Source organism: Bacillus sp. TH13, assembly GCF_016651175.1.
Taxonomy (GTDB): domain Bacteria; phylum Bacillota; class Bacilli; order Bacillales; family Bacillaceae_G; genus Bacillus_A; species Bacillus_A thuringiensis_S.
In genome coordinates this window covers 226638-247278 of the sequence record NZ_JAEKEJ010000001.1, presented here as the reverse complement: position 1 = coordinate 247278, position 20641 = coordinate 226638, and the positions used below count along the sequence as shown (strand labels likewise).

Sequence of the window (20641 nt, the reverse complement as noted above, 5' to 3'; positions counted from 1 at the left end):
GAAGTGAACCCGAATAGTGGTACATGAAAAAACACCTCCTGAATTCGCATACTAAGTATGCAAATTCATTGGAGGTGTTTTTCGTTTGAAGACAAGAGTTCATTACCCAGAAGAAACAAAGTGGAAAGTCATTGAAATGAAGAAAGACGGTTATTCAAATCGTGCAATTATGGAGAAACTCGGAATTAAAAATGTTTCCCAAATTAAGACATGGATGAAATGGTATCGTACAGATCAAACGTATCGTTTTCAACAACCTGTAGGAAAACAATATTCTTATGGAAAAGGACCAAAAGAGCTCAGTGAATTAGAACAGCTACGTTTAGAAAATAAACATCTAAAAACAAAATTACTTGTATGGGGAAAGTATCTGGAAATCGAAAGGGGCTGAAACCAGAAACTGTAGTTACTTTATGGAGAAATGTACAAACAAAAATAACGGTAAAAGACTTGTGTAACGTATTAGAATTACCCCGTTCTACATTTTATCGTTGGTTACAACGAACGGAAGATCTGAAAGATGATATAGAAGAAAGAGTAAAGGACGTCTGTCTTAGGCATAAATTCCGGTATGGATATCGAAGAGTGACCGCTACTCTTCGAAAAATGGGACTGTGTGTCAATCATAAAAAAGTATTACGAATCATGAGACAAAATCATATTCTTTCAAAAGTGCGTCGGAAGAAAAAGAAATATATCAATGGTGCGGAACCAATGGTAGCCCCTCATCGATTGGAGCGCCAATTCGATGCATCCAAACCAAATGAAAAGTGGTTTACGGATGTGACGTATCTCTTATTTGGAGAGCGTACCTTGTATTTATCAACGATCATGGATGCCTTTAATCGTGAAATTATTAGTTGTGTCATCAGCGAATCACAAACACTGACATTAGCGATGAAAACATTGAAACAAGCAATGAGAGGGCGAAAAGTAAAAGATGTCCTTCTTCACTCGGATCAAGGAAGTATTTATACAGCAAAAGAATTTCAAGCGTATGCCAAAGAAAACGGCATGATCACCAGCATGTCCCGGAGAGGAAATTGCCATGATAATGCCGTCATGGAAAGCTTCTTTGGTCATTTAAAAAGTGAAGCTTTCTATTCACAAAAGATAACAAAAGTATCCAACACAACTGTGCGAAAGATTGTGCTAGAATACATTCATTACTACAATTGTGTGCGAATTCAAGAAAAATTAAACCACCTATCCCCTAAAGAATTTAGGGAACAAGTGGTTTAGGTGTTTTGATTGGTGTCCCGTTTTCGGGGTTCACTTCAAAGAAAGTGAGGTGTTTTTGAAATCACTTAATTTCTTATCCAGCCATTTTATTAATACTATCCTCTGGTGAAAATACGGAAATATGATCTACCTTACCAGTCGATTTTGGAATGACAAATTTCAACTCATACTGGTTATTTACTTTGTATACATATATTTTGTCTTCACCATTCCCTTTAACTGAAGATGGTTTTCCTAATGCTTTTTCAATTTCTTGTAATGTAATTGATTTTAGTTCTGCATGATATGAGCGTACATCAAAAACTTGTGACCCTTTATTAAATCCGAAAACAACATTTTTATTTGTAAAAGTTGCGTACATTCCATTCCCTGCATGTTCGGTTTTATTCGCTTTCCCCCATGCTTTTTCTATTTCTTCAATATCCCCTGTATGGGCTGCAAATGGTACATTAGGTACTTTTCCTTCTTTTGCTAGTTCAAATAAATCTTTAACGTGGTTAATTGATTTTTGATTAAGTGTTCTATTTTTCGAATCTGGCTCAGGTGATGGTTTTGTTGTTTTTTCATTACTTGGTTTTGCTTCAGGATTTTTCTGTTCTTCTGAAGAATTGCTTTGTTCATTTTTATTATTTTCCGAGGTTGGATTTGTTTCCTTTTTTTCGTCTGTCCCTTTACATGCTGTTAGCGCAAACATACATGCTAAAGCCAAAAACAACATGACTATTTTCAAATACCCTTTCATCATTTTACCCCCTATTGCATCTTATTCATTTCGATAACTAACCCATTACACTACTTTTCAAATTATTTTTGTTCTAAAAAGTCAGTGCTTCACTCTCTCCAAAGGCTTGTACAAAATATGTTACAAAAGCTGTTCCTAAAAAGTAACCAAGTCTGTTATATCCGAAGTAACTACCTCCTGATAAACGAAACCATTTTCATCTCCTTATTTAAACCTTCTCTTCTCAATGATAATATCCTCTATCTATAGCTTAAAACATGCTGTCACAATAGCTCCTTGAAACAGAAAAAACCAGTAGGAAGTGATTACTCTTTTCCTACTGGTTGAAATGAAATTAAACGGTAAATCTTAGTTTCTTAAAAAATGTAGCGATAGCGCTTTTTACAGTTTCAAAATTATAAGCAAATGTATTATCTCCACTTAATGATGAAATACATGTTAAACCTGCAGCTTTAATAAAAGCCTTTACATCTACAAGCATAGAATTAGCATCCATGAATTTAATTACAATCATTATAACAGGTGTTTTACGATGCTAACATGAAAGTAATAAATAAATTTCTATTATTAATTTATCCCGTAAAAGCCCAATTGGTTCAATTAATAATCAGTGGGGATGAACAAAACTCCCACTGATTAAAGTTGCACTTTATTTAGCTCACAGTACACCATTTCAATGTCATATAAAAAAGCTGCCCTAAAAGGACAGCTTCAAATATGTATATTACACTTCGATTGATTTACCATCTTCAACAATATGATAAAGTAAGTGCGCTAAATGATGAATTGGACCGTATTCTTCCTCTTCCTCATCTGTTTCGCCTTGGAATTCAAGATCGTTTAAGTATAGCGCTAAAAATTGATAATATAGTTTTAAATCAAATCCGTAGCACGCAGTTGGTTCTTCATGATCCCCTTCATATTGTAACATTAAGTATTGATCATTTCCTTCTGCATCTTCTGCATCAAAGAATACGAAGAAGCCAACGTTTGTATCTAAATCGAATAAATGACGAGTACCTTTTTCAGTTGCCTTATTGAAGTCCTCTTCACTTAATTTATGTACTGTTGTCGCTTTTGCATTATCTTCTTGATGGAAATTTACTGTAAATGATTTCAATGCTGACACCTCCTGATTGTATAATACTAGCATAACATATAAAAAGGACTGCTTACAAATGTAAACAGTCCCGCTACATTCATTTCCGCATTGCTCGTAGTAAAAAGCTCACAATGAAGATCAAAATAACCGCACCAATTAAAGCAGGAATGATTGCAAATCCGCCTATAATAGGACCGAAACTACCAAGTAATTTCGTACCAATCCAAGAACCGATAATACCAGCAATAATATTACCAATTACACCACCTGGTACATCTCTTCCAGTAATTAAGCTCGCAAACCATCCTAATAAACCACCAACGATTAAAGACCAAATCATATAATAACCTCCTTTATATTTAACCAATCAAAATATAATTAGAAACAATTGCTTACCATTAGTTATGTGACATTTTTCATAAGTTATTCATGCTGCTCAACTATAAGATTTTTGAGAATAATACACACCAATAAACCATTTTTCGAACTAATGATTTATCCGACTTATTATTAACACATTACGGACAATCTGGCTTCAATATTGTTCGCATAAACTCTTCTTTAAAAGCTGCATAGTTAAAACCAACAGCAATTCTTTGAATCGGTCGATCATCAAACCTTGTTGGTTCAGCTATTTTTCTAAAGTCAGCTACACTTTGGCCCCTAGTCACATCATTTGTCGTACTAATCCACACTGCCGATTTTTTATATTCAAAAATACTATCATTTATAAATGAGATAAAAGGTAGTAAATCGTGTATAGGACTTCCACCAATACCTGGGTATTCTTTTTTATAAAAGTTCTCATAATAAAAATCAATCATTGGTTTAATGAGTTTCGCCTGTCCAGTTCCTTGTTTATCTATTATATTGGCCATTTCAGGCGTAATGAGTGCGCCCTGTGTTACATTTAACGGGTATATGCTAGCGTTTTTCGCATATTTCATAACAATATTTGCTGCAATTGGATCACCATAAAAATTCGCTTCAGATACTGGTGTAACATTACCTGGAAATAGGAAAGCGCCGCCCATTATATAATACGAACAAATACGATCCATTATATTTGGATACAATAAAAATAACGTAGCAAGCGTCGTTAGTCTTCCTGTCGCCACAATTATAATATCTTCTGGACAAGGTTCGATTAATTTGATTAATTCACAAAAATTTTCTCGTTTACAAATTCTCATCTCTGGTGGAATAATAGGACCTAAACCGTGATCCCCATGGATTTCAGGGAAAAATAAAGGCTCTTCAGCTGTCATCGGCCTACTCGCACCTTCAATAATTTTCACTTGTGTAGCATAGTACCTTTCTAAAAAATAAACATTTTCCGTAACGATATCCCGTGATACATTCCCGTACTCTGCAACAATACCTAGAATATCTAATTTACACGTTTTATTTGCATAAATTAACGCTACGGCGTCATCAATACCAAAGTCTCCAAAAAAGATGATTTTCTTATTAACTATTCTCACCCCTCTTCAGCATAATCTACTATTATTATTATGTGAAAAAGACAAGGCGGTGAAACAGCGCAAACTAAAAAAGCCGCCTATTTATTGGCGACTTCAATCTTTTTATAAGACAAATATGCTAGTACATTTTTACTTGAATCGTATTTCGGGTTATTTCCTTTTCTCGGTTCTCTCATATGTGTCTTTTCAAATCCAGGGATGTCCGGCATTTTCCCTATAAATTCAAGCATTTCTTCCTCAGTACCTTCAATGCGTACACGAATCATTATAACTATTCCTCAATTCTCAGTTTCTCTGTACTAAGTATATCGTACTTCAGAAAGACTGCAACACATTTATCTTTTTAACGTTGTACTTTTTTTACATATAAACATAGCCATTTCAGTATAGAACGAATCTACTTTATTATTTTTAAGTTGAATATTAAAATATTCCTTCATTTCGTTTGGTGCTTTCATCATACATTCTGTTAATTTTTCACGCTTTTGTACAGGGACATCCATCATATTACACCACCAGTCAAAATCAAACCTCTTATCAAAAGTAAGACATGACTGCATTTGCAAACCGTTTTTTTCTAATAAAGTAAGCCATTCTGTCTTTTTAAGAGCTCGTTCATGACTTGGGTCCCGCTTTTTTTCTATAAAATTATAAAATGTATCATATTCATTATTTTCTGGCGAAACATTATCTATTAAGATGAATAATCCATTATCCTCCAACGTACGATTTACTTCATAAATAAATTGAGCCGGATTCGTAAAATGATGGGCTGCAATCCGGCATGTAATTGCATCAAAAAAATGGTCTGCAAATGGTAAATCCTCTGCGTTTCCTGCTACAAAAGACACATTTTCATGACCATTCTGCTTTATAAAACCTTTTGCTTTTTCTAACATCTGTTCTGTTAAATCAAGTGCAACTACTTCTTCAAACATAGGGGCTAACATATTTGCCACATGTCCGCCACCAGTAGCAACATCAAGAAGACGATTATTATGACGAGACTCAACTTGTTGAACTACATATTGTAAATCCAGTCCTTTAGCATGTATTTTACTATTTACATATTTATCTGCATTACTTCCAAACTGTTTTTTCACAAGTTCTTCTTTACTCATATTATCATCTTCTTTCTATTGTTATTTACATATACGGTTCATATAATTATTACAATTCTCTTAATGTATTTTCAAATCCTCTTTTCATCTCACTTCTTATCAGATTTCCCTATCATCAAAATAATATAATTTTACATTTTATCATTAAACAAAAAAGGCTACGGGAACTTGTCCCCTAACCTGACTAAATATTTACTACATTTTCATTTCTTCATATACATCTATATAATATAAATCCTCTTTCAACTTCATAATAACATCTACTTCGTTATAAGTAGCCTCACGTGCATGTAATCCAAATTGATCCATACCAATCCATATCCACCCAGGTGTATGATATAAAACATCTATGTTAAAATAATCTAATTTAGTAAGCTCCGATGTAATAAATTTATCTTTATTCGCGATTTGTTTATCTATTAAACCATATTCTTTTCCATTTTCAAATAACGATATAAATTTCCCTACAATCGGATGTTCACGAACAATAAAATGATATTCCTTTTCCTCTACATTTGCCACAATCAAACGAGAAACAGATAAATCAGACTCCGAATTCGACATATTTGTTTATTCACCTCCTTATATCGGTTTCTTCAATATAATAACAAATGAATATTCAAATTATGTTAATATAATGTAAAAAATAAAAAAGCTGCCTTCCCTTTAGAAATCAGCCTTTACAATTTGATCAACTTGATACTTTTACAAATTATTATAATGTTTCTTTTTCCTCATCATTTCCGGAAACTAAACTTCCTATAGCGTCCGCTGTTACTTCTACTACCAATTCACAAATACCAGCTACAACTTCTCCAATTACTTCATCCATCTTTTTACCCCCTTATTTTGTGTAACTTATTTGTAGTATAGAAGAAATTGGTGAAAGTAAACTATCGAAAAAGGTGACATAAACCTTACAGAATTGTAAGCTCTTTTATCCCTTTACTTACCTCTTTTGAAACTCCAAGTATTTTTAGCAGACATATAGGCCATCATAATATGAAGTAAGTAATAATCTAGTGTCAGGAGGCGTTTAATATGTATTACGTAAAATTAATTAAAGGTCAATCTTTCTACGCTTTTGATCATCGTTTCTTAGTGTCTGAAGAAGAAGAGGTTTCAGAGAAAATTTTTAATTACTTACGACGTAATGAATTTTTTGAAGTACGTAAAGAAGAATATTCTGCTTAATTACAAAAAGCATTAAGAAAAATATCATCTTATTGTGATATATTCTTGATGCTTTTATGTAAATTACTTCTTTTCAACAATTGTTGTGTACTCTATTAAAATATTCTAGTATTTGTCCAAGCTAATTCATCACTGCTTTCATATTTTAGTATATGAGGAGGTGAAGAATATGACTCATATCATTGATTACCAAGCTACTCAACCTATAAGTAAAACTGGTGAAACAACTTTTGCAATCCCAGCTTCTCCAAATAAAGCAATTTTAGCAAATTTGAAATTGAGAATTCCAAGTAGAGATTCACGAAATAATCGAGTAGAATTAATCGCTACAATTGGTGTAGAAGGTATAACTGAGATTTCACAAGTTTTATTCCGAATTTTCCGTGATAACATTGAAATTTTTAATGCACAAGTAGGTATTGAATCTACAGATTCTGAACAATTCTACGTACAAACATTCCAAGCTATAGACCAAAACGTTAGCAGTGGAACACACGAATATTCATTAACTGTAGAAAACCTTACTAGTGGTGCAAGTGCAGAAGTTGTTGGTCCTCTATCTTTTAGCGCTTTAGCTATTGGACAAGAGCGTAAATGTTGCTAAGTGAAATTAATTTTTAATTTTGTACTTTGGAAAAGCAAGACGTAGTTATACGTTCTTGCTTTTTTATATTTATCCTTGCTTTCTATTAGCTTTAATCATAAATCTTTTACGTTTTAATTCACTTATTTCATCAATTAATACATCGAATTTTTTACAAATCAAAAAGATTGAAATCCAATTATGAAACACGTAATATAGACTCTGACTCTAAAAAAGTTCGTATAAAAATACTACATAAATAAGGAGGTTTTATATACGAGTTTTTCATTTTAAAAGACGGAGAGGTTTTATGTTATGTGGCGTAATAAAAACGTTTGGATTGTTTTAATTGGGGAGTTTATTGCAGGTCTAGGATTATGGCTTGGTATTCTTGGCAACCTTGAATTTATGCAAAAATATGTCCCTTCTGATTTCATGAAATCAGTTATATTATTTATCGGACTATTAGCCGGTGTTCTAGTTGGACCTATGGCTGGCCGTGTCATTGATCAGTATGAAAAGAAAAAAGTTCTTCTTTACGCTGGGTTTGGTCGAGTTTTAAGTGTTATTTTCATGTTTTTCGCTATTCAATTCGAAAGTATCGCATTTATGATTGCATTTATGGTTGCTCTTCAAATTTCAGCAGCATTTTATTTCCCTGCATTACAATCTGTAATTCCACTCATCGTACGTGAGCATGAGTTATTACAAATGAATGGTGTACATATGAATGTTGGTACAATCGCTCGTATTGCAGGTACTTCACTAGGTGGAATTCTTTTAGTTGTGATGAGTTTACAGTACATGTATGCCTTTTCAATGGCAGCATACGCCTTATTATTCCTCTCGACGTTCTTCCTACAATTTGAAGACAAGAAATCAACAACACCAAGTAAACAAGCTGCAAAAGATAATAGCTTTATGGAAGTATTTCGTATTTTAAAAGGAATTCCTATTGCTTTTACAGCACTTATATTAAGTATCATCCCTCTATTATTTATAGCTGGGTTTAATTTAATGGTTATTAACATTAGCGAAATGCAACATGATCCTACGATTAAAGGGTTCATATATACAATTGAAGGTGTCGCATTTATGTTAGGTGCCTTCGTAATTAAACGTCTATCTGATCATTTCAAACCTGAAAAATTACTATATTTCTTCGCAATTTGTACTGCTTTTGCACACCTGTCATTGTTCTTTAGCGATATAAAATGGATGGCTCTTACATCATTTGGTTTGTTTGGGTTTAGTGTTGGCTGCTTCTTCCCTATTATGTCGACGATTTTCCAAACGAAAGTGGAAAAAAGTTATCACGGTCGCCTCTTCTCATTCCGTAATATGTTTGAGAGGGTTATGTTCCAAATCGTCTTACTTGGCACAGGCTTCTTCTTAGATACAATTGGGTTACAATATATGGTTCTCATCTTCGGATTCGTTTCATTATTGATTATTTCTATTTCCCTTTCTAAGCAGAAACATTATGAAAAACAGCATTCGCAATCTGCGAATTTATAAAATAAACAAAGAAGTATGGATCTAGTATTGAATCCATACTTCTTTGTTTTATAATACGCCTATTTATTACGTTTATTGAAATTACCTAAAGGAGTATCCCCCTTTTATTTCGAATAAATTATAAAAAGTACTCTTTATAAAAGGAGTGGTAAAATGTCTGATGGCATCGACGTATTTATTGTCCTGCTCTTTGCAATTGCTCTGTTTAGCATCCTAAACTTTTTAGCCATTTCCTTATCTGGACATAGTTTTAAAAAAGAATCGTGGCAGGTTTCATATTTTTACTACTGACTCCCATTATCTTTTTGACTATCGCAACATTTGCTTCTATATTCGATGAAACAGGATTTGGCGCAGGTACGTTAGCCTTTATGATTGCAAGCGTATATATATTAAATGGAATAGTGATTCTGCTTTCCTCTTTATTTATCCTCAAAAAAGACATAACATAGGCTATAGTACTAGCATGAATCTGACTTTACACTAGATTCATGCTTATTTAATTTCTCCTAAATTTTTATATGAAATTAAATAATTCTTTAAAAAAATTTAAACTTTATTTATTATAATATCCCTATCGTATTCGCACGTTTATTCAAATTTAAAAGAAAGGAGAACAAAATGAAAAAGGTTCTACTTACAATTCCTATACTAATCATCCTACTTAGTGGATGCAGCAATAACGATATATACGGTTCTTGGGAAGTCGTTGACAATAAAAATGGTGAATGCCCTGTATATTATAAATTTGAAACAGTTGTCAAAAAAGAAAATAAAGAGGAAATTGTGCAAAATTTAGTAGAAATGCAAACAACAAAGAATAAAGACGATTTATATAAAGGCTCATTTGTCAAAAATTCTAATGTATATCACATTGATTATGGTAATTCATTTACATCGGACCAAACTTTAAAAGTTGCCGACGGTACATTAAATGTATACTTTTTGACAGCCGAAAAATTATGCACATATAAAAAGAAATGATTACATTTCAGAGGAGACGCAGAAAATATTTTCTGCGTTATTTCACTTTAGAAATCCTCCGCAAAAATAGCCCTTGTTTTCGTATTCTTTTTCATTCAAAACATGAGAAATATACTTAATAAAAACTAGAAAATACCTTAAGTTATATAAAATGAATCCTATAATAGACATTTCAATTAACACATCTACGCTATTTACATCGTTACTTTTCAAAATAGGCTAATCCTTCTTCTAAATTTGTCAATCATTTTAATTTTCATAAAAAAATGATAAAATGTAAACATGTGTTTTCAGAATAATTAAAAACACAGAATGAAAGCACTGTTTTTAGGAGGGGTTTTGATGACTTACACGTTAGCAACTAGAATGAAAGCATTCCAATCTTCTATATTTAGTGAATTAGGGGCCTATAAAAAAGAAAAAATTGCAGCAGGTCATAACATGATTGACTTAAGTATCGGAAATCCTGATATGCCACCAGCTGATTTTGTAAGAGAAGCAATGGTACATACAGCGAGTGAAAAAGAGAGCTACGGGTATACATTATCAGGTATTCAAGAATTTCACGAAGCTGTAACTGAATATTACAACAACACTCATAACGTTATATTAAATGCGGATAAAGAAGTTTTATTATTAATGGGTTCACAAGACGGGCTCGTTCATTTACCTATGGTTTATGCAAATCCAGGTGATATTATATTAGTTCCTGATCCAGGATATACAGCTTATGAAACAGGTATTCAAATGGCTGGTGCAACATCTTACTACATGCCTTTAAAGAAAGAGAATGATTTCTTACCAGACTTAGAAGTCATCCCTGAAGAAATTGCCGATCAAGCGAAGATGATGATTTTAAACTTCCCAGGGAATCCCGTTCCAGCAATGGCTCATGAAGGTTTCTTTAAAGAAGTAATCGCATTCGCGAAAAAGCATAATATTATCGTTGTCCATGATTTTGCTTATGCTGAATTTTATTTCGATGGTAATAAGCCAATTAGCTTCCTCTCTGTACATGGTGCTAAAGAAGTTGGTGTAGAAATCAATTCTTTGTCAAAAAGTTATAGTTTAGCAGGTAGCCGTATTGGATATATGATTGGAAACGAAGAAATTGTTCGTGCACTTACTCAATTTAAATCAAATACCGACTACGGTGTATTTTTACCAATTCAAAAAGCGGCATCTGTAGCACTAAGAAATGGCGCTGCATTTTGTGAGAAAAACCGCGATATTTATCAAGAACGGAGAGATACTTTAGTCGATGGATTCCGAACATTTGGCTGGAATGTCGATAAGCCAGCTGGTAGTATGTTCGTCTGGGCTGAAATTCCACAAGGATGGACTTCTCTAGACTTTGCTTATGCATTAATGGATTGTGCGAATGTCGTTGTTACACCAGGTCATGCATTTGGACCTCACGGAGAAGGCTTTGTACGTATTGCACTTGTTCAAGATAAAGAAGTGTTACAACAAGTTGTTGAAAACATTAGAAATAGCGGCATTTTTGCTCTTGAAAAATCAAATGAATTAGTTAAAAATTAGTTCCCACTCCCCTGCTTAACTTTAGCAGGGGTATTATTCATTGGAGGTAATTACAAATGCATATTAAAGACACACTTCCCCATCGTTATCCATTTTTAATGATTGATAAAGTAACAAATGTAAAACAAGGTGAATCCGTTACAGGATATAAACTCATTACAAATAACGAATGGTTTATAAATGATAGTCAAAAATATATGCCTCATATGTTAATTGTAGAAGCACTTGCTCAGCTTAATGCGTTTGTACATACAAGTGATTCTGAAGGACTAGGATTTCTCTCCTCTTTAGATGAAGTTGAATTCCACGGAAAAGCATATCCCGGTGATAAACTTGATTTACATTATGAGCTAACTCGCAATCGCCGAGGTTTTATTCTTGGTAAAGGTATTGCAACTGTAAACGACCAGCCGATTGTAACTATAGAAAAACTATTAATATATCAAGCAGATTAAAGTGTTCCTTATATCAGTTGGAAATATCTATTCTCAACCAATTAAATAAATAGGAAAACATATTACGTAGTTAGGAGCAGGAAAATGGAACGTACTATCGGTATCGATGCTGGAGGCACATTAACGAAAATAGCTTATTTTAACGAAATAAAGCTATTAACTTTTGAAAAATTTTATTCGCATGAACAACATAAAATAATAGATTGGATTAAAAGCAACAATGGCATAAAACAAATATGTATTACGGGTGGTAAATCGAAACTATTACAGCAACTGCTTACAGGTTCATATAAAATAGTAGAGCTAAACGAATTTGAAGCTACTCTTGCAGGTGTCCAATACATATTAAAAGAAGAAAAACACACTATAAACAACTTTATTTTAACCAATATCGGTACAGGTACTTCTATCCATTACGTTTATAATGAACAATATATTCGCGCTGGTGGAACCGGAGTTGGCGGTGGGACTATTATGGGACTTTCAAAATTGTTAACAAATATAGATCATTTTGAAGTTGTAATCCCTCTAACAAAAGTAGGCTCTAGAAAAGAACTAGATATTACGGTTGGAGATATTTATGGTGGTATTCTTTCCCCTATCGATAATAACTTAACTGCTAGTAACTTCGGGAAAGCAGCTATTACAGAATCAAATAATAGTAGCTCCGATATACTAGCTACTGTACAAGGACTTGTCGGTGAAGTCGTTACTGCATTAAGCCTTCAATTCGCTGAAACAAAAAACATTGAACATATTATTTATATTGGTTCGACTTTATGTAATAACGTACAACTTCAACATATTATTAGTAGCTACACCGAATATCAAAATAAAACACCAATCTTTTTACAAGATGGTGGTAATAGCGGTGCAATTGGTGCATTACTTCATGCTACGAAATAAAAAGCTGACTTTTGTCAGCTTTTTAGAAATGGCACTTCAAATTCAATAATTGATTCCCCGTTCTCTCCAATTCGCTCCACGCTTATTCTATCAATCACACAATTTAACTTCCCATGAAAACTAGGAATCTCCTTCACTACTTCAGCAGCTAACACGGCACTTTCTTTTCTTCCGACTGTTACATGCGGGATGTACGGAATGTCTTCTTTCAAAAATTGTAATAAAGGTCCTTTATATAGAATATTATGTAGTTCCTCTATTTGTTCTTTCCCCTTTTCAACTCGTAAAAACAAATATTCTCTTTCACTTGTAATTTGATTCTTAAATTCAATTTCTATATTCTGTATCGGTTTTGATACATTTAAAATATGTAATTTCAGCTCATCATTTGAAATCGAACTTTCAAATGGGAATACAATTGTAATATGCGGTGGAATTAATCCAAATAAAGGATCATGTTTTTGCCTAATGTCCTCGATTTCGCTAATGAACATGTTGTTTAGAAAAAGTAAAATTGTACGCATTTTTATCCCCTCAACTTTTCCTCATTATAATATGTATCATATTCTATGACAGCCTGCCCTTCAACAACTTGTTTTGCTTACCTGTAAAAATAAAAAAACTTCTCAAATGAGAAGTTTTCATATAGCATGATTATTATTTTCCAGCCAAACTTTCCTAAACTTTATATAACAGGCAATTCTCCAAGGAAAAATATACGATACTGCAACAACATAAAATAATAAACCTATTGTTTGCTGATCTAAGTCAACAATATATTTTCTTGAACCGTATCTCAAAACGACAAGTGCAATAAAAGTAATTAAAAAAGCTGCACTTTTTTTCGTATAAATATTCCCATCATCTCTTCGTTCATAATTTGTTAATACTATAAGCGGCACAGCAAAAAGTACACCAATGAATACCGCTATAATTACTTGTAATATAGCTAGATGTACGGGACCTAAAAACCATACAATACCTGGTGTTAAAAATAGTAATGGCCATAAAATACGTTTTCCCGATCCCTTTATTGGCTTATGCATGGAGCGATAACGACGCCAAAATATTAGTAGTGCAATGCATAAAAAGACGGTTATTAGTGAGGACGTGTCTCCCATATATTTTCCTTCTCCCTAAAAGAATAATCTATCACTATTTTAAACTGTTCGTTCAAATGATACTTTACGAATAAATATACTACTAGTTATGATATAAAGAATTGTTAATCCAATTGAAATAACCATAAAATAGGGAATATCTATTAAAATGACTCTCTTTCTAAAATTTCGAAGTTTCAACTCTTGTTCTCAAATTCTTTTCATTTATACCATTTTGACAAAAGTTAAATTGTTGTCCCTGTATTGACTTTGTACGATCTACTATTTGCCCTAAATGATAACTCGTGTGCTCCACTAAATGTAATAAACTATGAAGTTCAACATGGCTTTTTTCTTCCCGTGCTTGTATATATGCTTTTCCCCATTCATCAAATACTTTTTCAACGTACTGTAGCACAACTTCAGTACGTTGTCGTTTTACTGGAAAATACTCCTCAATTCCATTTTCAAAAACTATATTGGGATCCTTATAACGCCATGTATTTCTCTGTAAATGTTCACAAATATGTAGTACGATTCCACCAATTGAATTCACAGAGGCCTCTTGTTTCCACAAATCTTCTTCACTAACGAGCCTAATTGCCTGTACTAACTTAGGTAAATAATGATCCTGCATTCTATGATAAGAAATTTTGTATACTAACTCCATCTTCTCCCCTCCATTATTTCAACTGCCTCACTGGATATTTAGCAAATAAAGATTTCCGAAAATCTTTATCTTCCACAAGCATTTTAATTTTTTCTTCATTGTCGTTAAAGAACTTTATAACTTTAATTTTATCCCATATATCATTTTCTTTTGGAAAATCATCGAATTCCCTATGCAAAATTGATAACATTTCTTCCCTCGTTATCTTAAAGTTTTTATTTTCTATTTGAAACTCATAAGCTTTTGCGTTTGGTACTAAAATTACTAGATAGATAGCATTAAAGAGAAAATTCTTCTTCATCGTATCTTTCTCATCAAACCAATACGTCTCAATCATTTCTTCTGTAAGAGCCCCACTCTCTTTTGCGCCATATTTCACTTTTACATTTTCATGTTCTAAACTTACACTTTGAAATGTTTCACCACCAGGTAAATGATTAATAATTGCAACCACATCTGAATTATTACCAACGTATGCCCCAGTATATTTCTTAAAATCATCTGACCTAACATCATATATATCTTTTATTCTTTCTCCGTTAGAACAAGCCGCAATGAATAAAAAAATTGTTAGCATAACGATCATGTTATGATGCATATATTTCATTTAGCATCCCCCATTTTTATCGATATTTCGTTAATTACAATATTTACTTCCAAATCCCTTTTTAAATATACGCATTTTAATCAAAATTAAAAATTTTCATTTTTTATGTTTACAATTATCCATTAATTGTATATACTTACTAACGTAAGAAAAAAATTCTAAAAGGAGGTCGAAGGAAATGATGAAATTACAATTACATGCATTAACTTTAGCGTTAACTACACCTGTGTTTTCTGGACAATTAAATATGAATTCGACCACCCTAATGGAGAATTGAAAATCGTACTTTATTTCATTTAATTCATAAATTCGCCACAGGAGGTCGTATACTTTCCTGTGGCTTTTTCACGCCCAGCCATAGGAGAACTGTATCTTCCTGTGGTTTTTTTGCGCGATTTTTTAGTCTCTTACATTATTTTTCTAAGAAAGGAGCAACATTCAATGACTATTAGCGTATTGTTTTTAAGTATTACGATTCAAAGAAATACAATTTCCAAAGATGAAATTCTTCATAATGAGCAAATTGAAAAAGCTATGAATGATATTAAGGAGCGCCAAGCACTTTATTGTGATCACATGTAATTCCTTTTCGAAAGGAGGAATTCATTTATGACTTTTCATATTTTCTTTTTTACGACTGTCCTTCAAAAAAATACTTTATCTGAAACTGAAATTAATCGTAAACAACAGTTAAAACAACTGACTGATAAAATAATTGACATTAAAAGTTCATACTACACTCAAATGTATTAAAAATATATTTTAAAGGGGTAATATATTCATGAAATTTAAAGCATTCTTTTTAACCATCACCATTCAAAAACGTAAACTTTTACAGAAAGAGATTTTACGTGAGCAACACATTCAAAATATTATGGGCGAAGTAAAAGAGCGCCAATCTTCTTATTACACTCTTTTTTTCTAAATCACTTATAAAGGGGTAATTATCTAATGAAATTTAAAGTATTCTTTTTAACCATCACCATTCAAAAAAATAAATTTTCTGAGTCTGAAATGCTTCATGAACGACAAATTATTCAGGCTATAGATCATGTAAAAGAAAGACAAAGTCATTACTGTAGTCACCTGTAATTTCTTATTACACTCGTTTTTTCTAAATCACTTATAAAGGGGCAATTATCTAATGAAATTTAAAGTATTCTTTTTAACCATTACCATTCAAAAAAATAAATTTTCTGAGTCTGAAATGTTTCATGAACGACAAATTAATCAGGCTATGGATTCTGTAAAAGAAAGACAAAGTCATTACTGTAGTCATCTGTAATTCCAATTCGAAAGGAGGAATTCACATATGAAGTTTCACCTTTTCTTTTTAACGATTACGATTCAAAAAGAAACAATATCTCAAAATGAATTAAAACAAGAAAGACAATATAAACAAGTTATTGATGAAATTCGAGATCGTAGAAGCAAATACTACACTCACCTTTAATCGTTTAACTATATAGAATTGAAAGGAGTCGATTATGATGTTGATAGCACGCTGTAAGGAATTGATTTGGATAGTTCAGAGGGATTCCACATAGTTTTATAGAGCTTATATCACACAAGTTTATCACTGAATTTGATGTATAAAAAATATATAATAAAATCAAATCAACCCACTTTTAATTATTTATTTATAAACAAAAGATACACCACTTAAAAAGCGGTGTATCTTTCTCAGGTTTTACTATTTACGATTACTTCTCTTTGTCTTAAACAATCTCACTAAGTTCGAAACAACAGTTTTTGTTACTGCATAAACTGGTACTGCTAAAATCATTCCGATGATTCCAGCAAAGTTACCTACCCCTAAAATTAGGATAATAATTGTTAATGGGTGAATGTTTAATTTCGAGCTCATAATACGTGGTGAAATAATATTACTTTCAAACTGTTGTACAATTGTTACGATAATAATTACGTATAAGGCTTGCATCGGAGATACGAACAGTCCTACAATAACAGCTGGTGCTGCCCCAATAAATGGACCTAAGTTAGGAATGATGTTTGTAAATGCTGCAATAATTCCTAAAACGAAAGCGTACGGTAAATCGATAATTAAATAACCGATAAAAGTAAACGCACCTACAAATATACAAACGAGCGCTTGTCCTTGAATATATGCAGATAATGTTTCGTTCGTTTCCTTAATGATACGAAGCCCCTCTTCACGGTAAGACTCTGGTAATAAACTTACCGCTTTTCCTGGAAAGGCATGTCCATCTTTAAACATGTAAAATAAAATGAACGGTACAGTAAATACAACTAATGCAACGTTCGTGATAATACCAAATAAAGCCGTTGCACTCGACGTAATTGTATTTGGTATATCTTTTAAGTATTCAATTGCATTTTTTTCAATTGTTTCAATGGAAACGTAGTTTTGTGTAGATAACCATTCAAACAACCTATGATGTGATAATTCTTGTATGTATACTTTTCCCTCTTTTATGTAGCCTGGCATATTTTTTACTAAGTCCATTAGCTGTTGTGATATAGTAGGAACAACTACTCCAACGCCAACGGCAGTTAATGTTATGATAAAAAGATATAACAGTAATATCGCTAAATTTCTAGGTACTTTTTTATTCTCCAAAAAGATTAATACAGGATTAAATATGAAGTATAAAAAAAGCGCGATTAAGATTGGGAAAAATAATGTTGATATGAAGATACCAATCGGTTGAAATAAAAATGATATTTTTGTGCAAATAAATATGATTCCTACAACCATTAGCACTTCTAATGTCCAAAAGTGCACTTTCGATTTCAAAAAAATGGCCTCCTTTAAACTAGCACTTCTCTTCATTGTACCAAAATAAACATGAATTTCACATAATATTTTCCTTTACAATATTCCAAAATACCAATAAATACACTACAATGAGATTATATACAAATTTGCGGGTAAAGGTGATAAAAATGACACAATGCATCATTTGCAGAAAAGATACGAAAGAACTTAGTGAACAATATGTCATTCCAGAAATATTATGTGGATATTATTTCACAAACTCAATTTGTGATACTTGTCATGAACAAATGACAACAAATATTGATCGTCCTTTAATTAGGCATAAATTGAGTCAGTTTAAGATTGAACAAATGAAAAGACAAATTGATTCCCCACTCTATACGAATGAGCACGGTGAAGAACTTGCGGCTGCTGAGACTGATGTTGTCGAAGTAAGCGACGAAATTCTTTATTCTAATGCATTAATTATGAAACTATGTAAAAAGCACGATATTTCCTTACATAATGAAATTTGGAAAGAAGAACGTGTAACGAAAGTAGCGAGTTCTATTCAACGTGAATTGCTATTAGATAACCGTAAATATAAAATGAGTATATTAAAAATGGCTTATACATTCGCTGTACAAGCAGTTGATGGCTACTTTGAAGATCAAGATGCGATTGATATTTCTACCATTCTCTCAAATGCAGATTTCGTGGAACTAAAAGAAAAAAGCATTGTACGTGATTTAAGCAAAAGTTCTTTATGGAATACGCTAAATACAAGTAGTGAAAATCATTACTTTATTTTACTTAGCGATAAAGATGGGCTGTTCTGTTTCATTCGTCTATTTGATATTTTTGATGTTGTTGTTCATTTATCAGAAAAAAGATTCGACCTTCCATCACCAATTGTCGGTGTAAATAATGTGAATACACAGAAATTTTATATCCAAAGTTTAAAGCAGTATATGGATGGGCTGTTTAAAGAAAAAGCACCTACTATACAATAGAAATCAGAACATACGGTCTCCTTTCTTGATGAAAAGACACTGTGTTATAATGAGTATGAAAAGAACAATACAATCACATAAACCAATTATAAATTGTATATAAATAAAAAAGACTAGTGTGCGGCTACACACTAGTCCACGTAACTTAGCAGATTGGATTGTTCATTTATCCTATTTGTTTCTTACAAACAAAACAACCCACATTCTATAGGCATAGGTGGGTTGTTATTTTTTGAGCTTGTCTATTAAAACGACGACGAACGTTAACAATGCAACGAGAAACAGTCCACCTTGCAGTAGCAACGCTATTTCACTCACGTATTATCACCCCCCTCCTACTCGGAGAAGTGATAATTGAACAACCAACCGCACCTTAAGTTACCCTTTAATTTTACCATATTTTCTAATAATTTACGATGAAAACCCGCAAGCGAATAACTTGCGGGTTTTTTCTCACTATTTTTTTAATGCATATGCATCAGCAATCATTTCACCAACAATTTTATTTTCTTTTTTCTTCTCGTCTTTCAATAATGGAAATAACAATTCTGCCACTTCATACGCTTCTTCTAAATGCGGATATCCTGATAAAACAAACGTATCAATTCCTAACGATTCATATTCTTTTATCCTTTCTGCTACTGTATGCGGATCGCCTACAAGTGCAGTACCTGCCCCACCTCTTACAAGTCCGATTCCGGCCCATAAATTAGGGCTTATCTCTAATGATTTCCTTGTTCCTTTATTTAAATGTGTCATTCGTTTTTGTCCAACTGAATCATATCTTGCAAATGTTTTTTGAGCAAGCTCAATTGTTTCGTTATCTACATATTGAATTAAACGTTCTGCCTCTTCCCATGCTTCTTCTTCTGTTTCTCTTACAATTACGTGTAATCTAATGCCAAATCGCAGCTTACGTCCCTTCTCTTCTGCAAGTTTTCTTACTTCTTCTATTTTCTCTTTCACTTGCTCTGGTGGCTCTCCCCACGTTAAATATACATCACTATGTTCAGCTGCTACTTCTTTTCCAGCAGCTGATGATCCTCCGAAATATACAGGAGGATATGGCGTTTGAACTGGTGGGAATACCACTTTACTATCTGTAACTTTAATATGTTTTCCTTCTAAAGAGATCGTTTCACCTTGCAATGTCGATTTCCAAACTTTTAAAAATTCATCCGCTGCTTCATATCTTTCATCATGATCAAGATATAATCCATCTCCTTGTAGTTCAACTGGATCTCCTCCAGCTACTACATTAATAAGCAGTCTCCCATCTGAAATTCTATCAAATGTAGATGCCATCCTCGCTGCAACTGTAGGGGACATTAGTCCTGGTCTCACTGCTACTAAAAATTTTAGTTTTTCTGTTTCAGCAGCAAGAGCTGAAGCTAACACCCAAGGGTCTTCACACCCTTGACCAGTTGGAAGTAAAACACCCGTATATCCTAAATAATCAGCTGCCGCAGCAACTTGCTTATAATAACCATATTCAGCTGCTCTTCCTCGTTTTGTCGTTCCTAAATATCGACCATCTCCATAAGCCGGAATAAACCATAATAATTCCATACCTTTACACACCCCTTATTTATTTTGAAACGTATACTAACACATTCTATATAAATTACCCCTAATAAT

At 32.7% G+C, this 20641-nt stretch carries 30 protein-coding genes and 3 pseudogenes; 16 read left to right on the top strand and 17 right to left on the bottom strand.

Annotated features, from left to right (window positions below; genetic code table 11):
* The first annotated feature begins 85 nt into the window (after positions 1-85).
* A protein-coding gene (locus JFU02_RS01310; RefSeq protein WP_097821174.1) for an IS3-like element ISBt2 family transposase occupies positions 86-1242 on the top strand; the annotation gives its coding sequence in 2 pieces (ribosomal slippage) (positions 86-338 and positions 338-1242; 1158 coding nt in all).
* A gap of 73 nt (positions 1243-1315) precedes the next feature.
* Here JFU02_RS01310 and JFU02_RS01305 read toward each other — a convergent pair.
* The 9 genes and pseudogenes from JFU02_RS01305 to JFU02_RS01265 all read right to left on the bottom strand — a co-directional run bounded on the left by JFU02_RS01305 (position 1316) and on the right by JFU02_RS01265 (position 6255).
* On the bottom strand, positions 1316-1987 hold the full coding sequence (locus JFU02_RS01305) for a YjgB family protein (protein ID WP_103945226.1): 672 nt from the start codon (positions 1985-1987) through the stop codon (positions 1316-1318).
* Positions 1988-2057: 70 nt separating this feature from the next.
* Positions 2058-2180 (bottom strand): annotated as a pseudogene (locus JFU02_RS01300) (aminopeptidase); the annotation flags it as partial.
* Positions 2181-2318: 138 nt separating this feature from the next.
* Positions 2319-2465 carry a hypothetical protein gene (locus JFU02_RS01295; RefSeq protein ID WP_000959550.1) on the bottom strand — a complete coding sequence of 49 codons (147 nt, stop codon included), beginning with the start codon at positions 2463-2465 and terminating at the stop codon, positions 2319-2321.
* A gap of 243 nt (positions 2466-2708) precedes the next feature.
* A complete protein-coding gene (locus JFU02_RS01290) occupies positions 2709-3104 on the bottom strand; it encodes a hypothetical protein (protein WP_000834883.1) in 396 nt (131 codons plus the stop codon).
* Between the two features lie 79 nt (positions 3105-3183).
* A complete protein-coding gene (locus JFU02_RS01285; RefSeq protein ID WP_086407445.1) occupies positions 3184-3426 on the bottom strand; it encodes a GlsB/YeaQ/YmgE family stress response membrane protein in 243 nt (80 codons plus the stop codon).
* A gap of 178 nt (positions 3427-3604) precedes the next feature.
* Positions 3605-4570: a nucleoside hydrolase gene (locus JFU02_RS01280; protein ID WP_001223681.1), complete on the bottom strand. Its 966-nt coding sequence runs from the start codon at positions 4568-4570 to the stop codon at positions 3605-3607.
* Between the two features lie 77 nt (positions 4571-4647).
* Positions 4648-4836 (bottom strand): DUF3970 family protein, encoded by a 189-nt coding sequence (locus JFU02_RS01275; RefSeq protein WP_000621875.1) that lies wholly within the window; start codon positions 4834-4836, stop codon positions 4648-4650.
* Positions 4837-4905: 69 nt separating this feature from the next.
* On the bottom strand, positions 4906-5691 hold the full coding sequence (locus tag JFU02_RS01270) for a class I SAM-dependent methyltransferase (RefSeq protein WP_061666568.1): 786 nt from the start codon (positions 5689-5691) through the stop codon (positions 4906-4908).
* A gap of 195 nt (positions 5692-5886) precedes the next feature.
* Entirely contained in the window at positions 5887-6255 is a 369-nt protein-coding gene (locus JFU02_RS01265) for a hypothetical protein (protein WP_000071361.1), read from the bottom strand.
* 477 nt (positions 6256-6732) lie between these two features.
* Here JFU02_RS01265 and JFU02_RS01260 point away from each other — a divergent pair, with 477 nt between their 5' ends.
* The 8 genes and pseudogenes from JFU02_RS01260 (at position 6733) to coaW (ending at position 12873) form a co-directional block, all read left to right on the top strand.
* Positions 6733-6885 carry a YqbF domain-containing protein gene (locus tag JFU02_RS01260; RefSeq protein WP_000291904.1) on the top strand — a complete coding sequence of 51 codons (153 nt, stop codon included), beginning with the start codon at positions 6733-6735 and terminating at the stop codon, positions 6883-6885.
* 169 nt (positions 6886-7054) lie between these two features.
* On the top strand, positions 7055-7489 hold the full coding sequence (exsC, locus tag JFU02_RS01255; protein WP_000148794.1) for an exosporium protein ExsC: 435 nt from the start codon (positions 7055-7057) through the stop codon (positions 7487-7489).
* A gap of 294 nt (positions 7490-7783) precedes the next feature.
* A complete protein-coding gene (locus tag JFU02_RS01250) occupies positions 7784-8986 on the top strand; it encodes an MFS transporter (RefSeq protein ID WP_061666566.1) in 1203 nt (400 codons plus the stop codon).
* A 153-nt stretch (positions 8987-9139) separates the two neighbouring features.
* Positions 9140-9438: pseudogene (locus tag JFU02_RS01245) on the top strand (hypothetical protein).
* A 169-nt stretch (positions 9439-9607) separates the two neighbouring features.
* Positions 9608-9970 carry a hypothetical protein gene (locus JFU02_RS01240; protein WP_000757022.1) on the top strand — a complete coding sequence of 121 codons (363 nt, stop codon included), beginning with the start codon at positions 9608-9610 and terminating at the stop codon, positions 9968-9970.
* A 342-nt stretch (positions 9971-10312) separates the two neighbouring features.
* Positions 10313-11512: an LL-diaminopimelate aminotransferase gene (locus JFU02_RS01235; protein WP_000222690.1), complete on the top strand. Its 1200-nt coding sequence runs from the start codon at positions 10313-10315 to the stop codon at positions 11510-11512.
* A gap of 56 nt (positions 11513-11568) precedes the next feature.
* Positions 11569-11967: a 3-hydroxyacyl-ACP dehydratase FabZ family protein gene (locus tag JFU02_RS01230; protein ID WP_098328837.1), complete on the top strand. Its 399-nt coding sequence runs from the start codon at positions 11569-11571 to the stop codon at positions 11965-11967.
* A gap of 84 nt (positions 11968-12051) precedes the next feature.
* Positions 12052-12873 carry a type II pantothenate kinase gene (gene coaW / locus JFU02_RS01225; protein ID WP_201069445.1) on the top strand — a complete coding sequence of 274 codons (822 nt, stop codon included), beginning with the start codon at positions 12052-12054 and terminating at the stop codon, positions 12871-12873.
* A 14-nt stretch (positions 12874-12887) separates the two neighbouring features.
* On the opposite strand, the gene JFU02_RS01220 is transcribed toward coaW, so the two are convergent.
* The 5 genes and pseudogenes from JFU02_RS01220 to JFU02_RS01200 all read right to left on the bottom strand — a co-directional run bounded on the left by JFU02_RS01220 (position 12888) and on the right by JFU02_RS01200 (position 15250).
* Complete coding sequence (locus tag JFU02_RS01220; RefSeq protein WP_098013410.1) at positions 12888-13397, bottom strand: 2'-5' RNA ligase family protein; 510 nt, start codon at positions 13395-13397, stop codon at positions 12888-12890.
* A 117-nt stretch (positions 13398-13514) separates the two neighbouring features.
* Entirely contained in the window at positions 13515-13994 is a 480-nt protein-coding gene (locus tag JFU02_RS01215) for a CcdC family protein (RefSeq protein WP_000502961.1), read from the bottom strand.
* A 39-nt stretch (positions 13995-14033) separates the two neighbouring features.
* Positions 14034-14144: pseudogene (locus tag JFU02_RS01210) on the bottom strand (DUF4052 family protein); the annotation flags it as partial.
* Between the two features lie 10 nt (positions 14145-14154).
* Positions 14155-14643 (bottom strand): DinB family protein, encoded by a 489-nt coding sequence (locus tag JFU02_RS01205; protein ID WP_098318093.1) that lies wholly within the window; start codon positions 14641-14643, stop codon positions 14155-14157.
* Positions 14644-14656: 13 nt separating this feature from the next.
* Entirely contained in the window at positions 14657-15250 is a 594-nt protein-coding gene (locus tag JFU02_RS01200; RefSeq protein WP_086407440.1) for a DUF4825 domain-containing protein, read from the bottom strand.
* 441 nt (positions 15251-15691) lie between these two features.
* Here JFU02_RS01200 and JFU02_RS01195 point away from each other — a divergent pair, with 441 nt between their 5' ends.
* From JFU02_RS01195 to JFU02_RS01170, 6 genes are read left to right on the top strand one after another with little or no spacing between them, the layout of a single operon-like run.
* Positions 15692-15832, top strand: coding sequence for a YrzI family small protein (locus JFU02_RS01195; RefSeq protein ID WP_098517005.1), 141 nt, complete (start codon positions 15692-15694; stop codon positions 15830-15832).
* Positions 15833-15859: 27 nt separating this feature from the next.
* Entirely contained in the window at positions 15860-16003 is a 144-nt protein-coding gene (locus tag JFU02_RS01190) for a YrzI family small protein (RefSeq protein ID WP_000142728.1), read from the top strand.
* 28 nt (positions 16004-16031) lie between these two features.
* On the top strand, positions 16032-16175 hold the full coding sequence (locus tag JFU02_RS01185) for a YrzI family small protein (protein WP_061666552.1): 144 nt from the start codon (positions 16032-16034) through the stop codon (positions 16173-16175).
* A 26-nt stretch (positions 16176-16201) separates the two neighbouring features.
* Positions 16202-16342, top strand: a complete 141-nt coding sequence (locus JFU02_RS01180; protein ID WP_098517006.1) for a YrzI family small protein — start codon at positions 16202-16204, stop codon at positions 16340-16342.
* A gap of 52 nt (positions 16343-16394) precedes the next feature.
* Entirely contained in the window at positions 16395-16535 is a 141-nt protein-coding gene (locus tag JFU02_RS01175) for a YrzI family small protein (RefSeq protein WP_000669803.1), read from the top strand.
* A gap of 27 nt (positions 16536-16562) precedes the next feature.
* Positions 16563-16703, top strand: coding sequence for a YrzI family small protein (locus JFU02_RS01170; protein ID WP_000668497.1), 141 nt, complete (start codon positions 16563-16565; stop codon positions 16701-16703).
* A 240-nt stretch (positions 16704-16943) separates the two neighbouring features.
* On the opposite strand, the gene JFU02_RS01165 is transcribed toward JFU02_RS01170, so the two are convergent.
* On the bottom strand, positions 16944-18029 hold the full coding sequence (locus JFU02_RS01165) for an AI-2E family transporter (protein ID WP_000837892.1): 1086 nt from the start codon (positions 18027-18029) through the stop codon (positions 16944-16946).
* Between the two features lie 149 nt (positions 18030-18178).
* Between JFU02_RS01165 and JFU02_RS01160 the strand changes: the two genes are divergently transcribed.
* Complete coding sequence (locus JFU02_RS01160) at positions 18179-19003, top strand: HNH endonuclease (RefSeq protein WP_000189708.1); 825 nt, start codon at positions 18179-18181, stop codon at positions 19001-19003.
* Positions 19004-19228: 225 nt separating this feature from the next.
* Here the strand turns inward: JFU02_RS01160 and JFU02_RS31880 are convergent, their stop codons facing one another.
* Both JFU02_RS31880 and ssuD read right to left on the bottom strand, forming a co-directional pair.
* On the bottom strand, positions 19229-19321 hold the full coding sequence (locus JFU02_RS31880; protein WP_001289320.1) for a putative holin-like toxin: 93 nt from the start codon (positions 19319-19321) through the stop codon (positions 19229-19231).
* A gap of 138 nt (positions 19322-19459) precedes the next feature.
* Positions 19460-20572: an FMNH2-dependent alkanesulfonate monooxygenase gene (gene ssuD / locus JFU02_RS01155; protein WP_098318091.1), complete on the bottom strand. Its 1113-nt coding sequence runs from the start codon at positions 20570-20572 to the stop codon at positions 19460-19462.
* Between the last annotated feature and the right edge of the window lie 69 nt (positions 20573-20641).